This is a genomic window from Mesorhizobium sp. M7A.F.Ca.US.005.03.2.1 (assembly GCF_003997795.1).
GTDB lineage: Bacteria > Pseudomonadota > Alphaproteobacteria > Rhizobiales > Rhizobiaceae > Mesorhizobium > Mesorhizobium ciceri.
The window spans coordinates 1-4,224 of the sequence record NZ_RZRP01000556.1 but is presented as its reverse complement, the minus strand read 5'-3'; the positions used below and the strand labels follow the sequence as shown (position 1 = coordinate 4,224).

6 protein-coding genes are annotated in these 4,224 nt (G+C 64.6%); 4 read left to right on the top strand and 2 right to left on the bottom strand.

All coding sequences use genetic code 11. The annotated features are described in order from the left end of the window. The first annotated feature begins 3 nt into the window (after positions 1–3). Genes EN991_RS25485 through EN991_RS25475 form a run of 3 tightly spaced genes read left to right on the top strand, consistent with a single transcriptional unit; the run spans position 4 to position 1,740 of the window. On the top strand, positions 4–411 hold the full coding sequence (locus EN991_RS25485) for an HIT family protein (protein ID WP_127369799.1): 408 nt from the start codon (positions 4–6) through the stop codon (positions 409–411). Between the two features lie 41 nt (positions 412–452). Further along, positions 453–1,397: an NAD(+) diphosphatase gene (gene nudC, locus EN991_RS25480; protein WP_013527934.1), complete on the top strand. Its 945-nt coding sequence runs from the start codon at positions 453–455 to the stop codon at positions 1,395–1,397. Positions 1,398–1,434: 37 nt separating this feature from the next. Then, complete coding sequence (locus EN991_RS25475) at positions 1,435–1,740, top strand: Dabb family protein (protein WP_027161785.1); 306 nt, start codon at positions 1,435–1,437, stop codon at positions 1,738–1,740. Here the strand turns inward: EN991_RS25475 and EN991_RS25470 are convergent. Both EN991_RS25470 and EN991_RS25465 read right to left on the bottom strand, forming a co-directional pair. After that, on the bottom strand, positions 1,737–2,600 hold the full coding sequence (locus tag EN991_RS25470) for a prephenate dehydratase (RefSeq protein WP_013527936.1): 864 nt from the start codon (positions 2,598–2,600) through the stop codon (positions 1,737–1,739). The genes EN991_RS25475 and EN991_RS25470 overlap by 4 nt on opposite strands. A 9-nt stretch (positions 2,601–2,609) precedes the next feature. After that, positions 2,610–3,338: a 3-deoxy-manno-octulosonate cytidylyltransferase gene (locus EN991_RS25465; RefSeq protein WP_027161787.1), complete on the bottom strand. Its 729-nt coding sequence runs from the start codon at positions 3,336–3,338 to the stop codon at positions 2,610–2,612. 193 nt (positions 3,339–3,531) lie between these two features. Here EN991_RS25465 and EN991_RS25460 point away from each other — a divergent pair. Further along, positions 3,532–4,224 (top strand): cytochrome c family protein (locus EN991_RS25460; protein WP_164769362.1); only part of this gene is annotated, 693 nt, incomplete at its 3' end.

Genomic DNA, 4,224 nt, shown 5'->3' with positions numbered 1-4,224 from the left:
GGCCTGAAGGCCGGATTCACGCTGGACGCACGGCTGGAGGCGGACAGCGAGCAGTTGATGTGGCTTGGGCTGTGCGAGCTGCGGGTGATGAACGACCGCCGCTGGCCCTGGTTGCTGCTGGTGCCGCAGCGCCCCGGCGCGGAGGAAATCCACGACATGACGCCGCTCGACCAGGCGATGCTGACCTTCGAGACCAATATGGTGGCGCAGGCGCTGAAGAAAGCGACCGGCTGCACCAAGATCAACACCGGCGCGCTCGGCAACATCGTGCGCCAGTTGCACATCCATGTCATCGCGCGTTCTGAAGGCGATCCCGGCTGGCCAGGTCCTGTGTGGGGACATGGCCTGCGAGAGCCCTATCAACGTTCCGACTTGCGACGGTTTGCCGAAACGATCAAGGCGGCGCTATAAGCGTTCCCCGTGTCCATCCCTCAACATATTCCAGAGTCCCCATGAGCTTCCGCCTGTTTGACGCGCCTTTGCGCGAGCCGAGCCAGTTCGTCGGCTTCGCCGGCAACACGATCGACCGGCAGTCCGAGAACCGCGCCGACGATTCGGTCGACAAGGCGCTGGCCGATCCGGCGACGCGGCTGCTTCTGATGCATGGCGGCCGGCTCTATCTGAAGCTCGGCGATGGCGGCGCTCTCGATCCCTGGTTCGGTGCGACCGAGAGCGAGCCCTTCAAGGTTTCCCTGGCGCAAGGCATCCTGCTCGGCTTTTCCGAACGAGGACCGGTGCTGGCCGTGCCCGCCGGCGTCGAACCCGAACAGCTTCCGGAAACAGTCAAGGCCATCGACTACCGCTCGGTCTACATGCAAGGGCTGATCGACGAGGCGGCGGCCGGCGCGATGGCGCAAGGGGCGGCTTTGCTCGCCTGGCATGCCAGCCATCGCTTCTGCAGCAAATGCGGCACGGAATCGCAGATGCGGGCCGGCGGCTACAAGCGGCATTGCCCGAATTGCGGCACCGAGCATTTTCCGCGCACCGACCCGGTGGCGATCATGCTGACGGCGACGCGGGAGAAGTGCCTGCTCGGGCGCGGCCGTCATTTCGCGCCTGGCATGTATTCGGCCCTCGCCGGCTTCATCGAGCCGGGCGAGACGATCGAGGCGGCGGTGCGCCGCGAGACGCTGGAAGAGGCCGGCATCCGGCTTGGCCGCGTCGTCTACCACGCCAGCCAGCCCTGGCCGTTCCCCTATTCGCTGATGATCGGCTGCTTCGGCGAGCCGCTCAATGACGATATCCAGGCCGACCTCAACGAGCTTGAGGACTGCCGCTGGTTTTTTCGCGACGAGGTGCGCCGGATGCTGGAAAGGACGCACCAGGACAATCTGATCACGCCGCCGAAAGGCGCCATTGCGCATCACCTCATCCGCGCCTGGGTCGATTCAGAATGATGGCAGCGAACACCTAAAGACATTGCAGGAGCAGGACATGATCCGTCACACCGTCGTTTTCACGCTGAAGCATCCGCCGCATTCGCTGGAGGAAAAGCGGTTCCTGGTCGACGCCAAGAGGATCCTCACCGCGATCAGGGGCGTCACGCATTTCGAGCAATTGCGGCAGATCAGCCCCAAGAACGACTATCGTTTCGGCTTCTCGATGGAGTTCGCCGACCAGGCCGCCTACACCAGATACAACGACCATCCAGACCATGTCGCCTTCGTGCGCGACCGCTGGGTGCCGGAGGTCGAGACCTTCATGGAGATTGACTATGTCCCGCTGGGCGCGGTGATCTAGTCCGCAACCTTCCACTGCTCACGCGACTCGCTGGCCGGATAGACGCCGAGAATGCGCACTTCGCGCGAGAAGAAACGAAGCTCGTCCAGCGCCAGCTTGACCAGCGGGTCGTCGGGGTGGCCCTCGATGTCGGCGTAAAACAGCGTCGCCGTGAAAGCGCCCAGCTGGTAGCTCTCCAGCTTGGTCATGTTGATGCCGTTGGTGGCGAAGCCGCCCATCGCCTTGTAGAGCGCGGCCGGCACGTTGCGGACGCGGAAGATGAAGGTCGTCATCATCTTGACGTCGGGCGAAGGACGCTCGGCCCATTGCTTGTTCTTGGTCAGGACGACAAAGCGGGTGACGTTTGAGTCGGTGTCCTCGACGTTTTGCTCGATGATATCGAGCCCGTAGAGGGTCGCGGCCAGGGCCGGCGACAGCGCCGCCATGCTGCGGTCCTTGACCTCGGAGACCATTTTGGCGGCGCCGGCCGTGTCGCCGGCGACGATCGCCTTCCAACCGTTCTTGCGAACGTATTTGCGGCACTGGCCAAGCGCATGGATGTGGCTGTGCACCGTCTTGATCTCGTCGCGCTTGACGCCTGGCAGCACCATCAGCTGGAAATGGATCGGCAGGAAATATTCGCCGACGATGTGCAGCTTCGATTCCGGCAGGAGATGATGGATATCGGCGACGCGCCCGGCAATGGTGTTCTCGATCGGGATCATGGCGAGGTCGGCCTTGTTGGTCTCGACCGCGTTGAAGGCATCCTCGAAGGTCGGGCAGGGCAACGGCTCCATCGAAGGGAACATGTTGCGGCTGGCGGTGTCGGAATTGGCGCCCGGTTCGCCCTGGAAGGATATTCTGTTGGTCTTTTCAGGCATGCCGATATCTCAGGTTGAAAGGATTGTTCTGGCGCGTTCGAGGTCTTCAGGCGTGTCGACGCCGAGCGGCAGCGACTGGACGATCTCGGCGTCGATGCGCATGCCGGCTTCCAGCGCCCGCAACTGTTCCAGCCGCTCGCGCCGTTCGAGCGGCGACGGCTTCAGCGCGACGAAACGCTCGAGTGCTTCGCGGCGATAGGCGTAGAGGCCGACATGATGGTAGAGCGGCCCCTCGCCCCAAGGCGCCGTGGCACGGGTGAAATAGAGCGCCCTCAGCCTGCTGCCGGAAAGCGGCGAGCCGACGATCTTGACGACATTGGGATTGGTCTTTTCCTCATCGCGGACGATCTCGACGCCGAGCGTGGCGATATCCACCGCACTGTCCTCGAAAGGCCTGAGCGACGCGGCGATGATCCGGGGATCGATGGTCGGCAGGTCGCCCTGCACATTGACGATGGTTTCGACCTTGCGCCCGGGGTCGAGCGCGACCAGCGCCTCGTGGATGCGGTCGGAGCCGGATTCGTGATCCATGCGCGTCATCACGGCCTCGAAACCGTGCGCGCGCACCGCTTGCGCCACGCTTTGCGTGTCGGTCGCCACCACCACCCGGCCAAGGCCGGCTTCGGCGGCGCGGCGGGCGACATGGACGATCATCGGGGCGCCGGCGATGTCGGCCAGCGGCTTGCCCGGCAGGCGGGTCGAAGCCATGCGGGCCGGGATCAGGATCAGCGTGGACATTTCGGGTGCAAGGCGTCTCGAAAGAGGACAGGGAAAGTGGCAAAAGGTCTCACTGGAAGCGCCCTTATAGGTGTTGCAACGCCGCAGCAAAAGACCTAGTTTCCGCCCGATTTGACCGCCCTGGCAGGGCGGGTCACGATACCGACGGACGGAGTGGACGGTTCTGTCCGCCGGAAAAGGGAGCAAGGGGCGTATGGATTCCAACGAAGTCAACAAACTGCTCGCCGGATTGCTCGGAACCGTTTTCGTCGTCTTCTCGGTCGGCATTGTGTCCGATGCGCTGTTTGCGTCGCCGGCGCCGGAAAAGCCTGGTTTCGCCATCGAGGCCGCCGAGCCCGCCGAAGGCGGTCCGGCCGCGCCCGCCGCCGCGGCCAAGCCGATCGCCGATCTGCTGGCGACCGCCAATGTCGAGCAGGGTGCCGCCGTCTTCAAGAAGTGCCAGGCCTGCCATTCCGGCGAAAAGGGCGGCCCCAACAAGGTCGGCCCGGACCTGTGGGACCTCGTCGACCGCCCGGTCGCCGAGCATGAAGGCTTTGCCTATTCGGCCGGCATGAAGGAATTCTCCAAGGGCGGCACCGAGAAGTGGACCTACGACAACATCAACCACTTCATCACCTCGCCGAAGAAATTCGTGAAGGGCACCGCCATGGGCTTCGCCGGCCTGCCCAAGGACGAGGACCGCGCCAACGTCATCGCCTATCTGCGCACGCTGTCCGACAATCCCAAGCCGCTGCCGGCACCAGGGGCTGCCGCCGATGCAGGCGCCAAGCCTGCCGATGCAGCCGCTCCGGCAAAGCCGGCTGAGGGTGCCGCGCCGGCCGCTCCCGCCGCCCCGGCTCCGGCCGCACCGGCACCCTCAGCCGGCTTTGCCGGAGCGGCTGCATCG

Excerpts from the sequence above, each read along its gene's own strand:
- EN991_RS25475 (WP_027161785.1), top strand. The coding sequence starts at position 1,435 with ATGATCCGTCACACCGTCGTTTTCACGCTGAAGCATCCGCCGCATTCG.
- EN991_RS25465 (WP_027161787.1), bottom strand. The coding sequence starts at position 3,338 with ATGTCCACGCTGATCCTGATCCCGGCCCGCATGGCTTCGACCCGCCTG.
- nudC (WP_013527934.1), top strand. The coding sequence starts at position 453 with ATGAGCTTCCGCCTGTTTGACGCGCCTTTGCGCGAGCCGAGCCAGTTC.
- EN991_RS25470 (WP_013527936.1), bottom strand. The coding sequence starts at position 2,600 with ATGCCTGAAAAGACCAACAGAATATCCTTCCAGGGCGAACCGGGCGCC.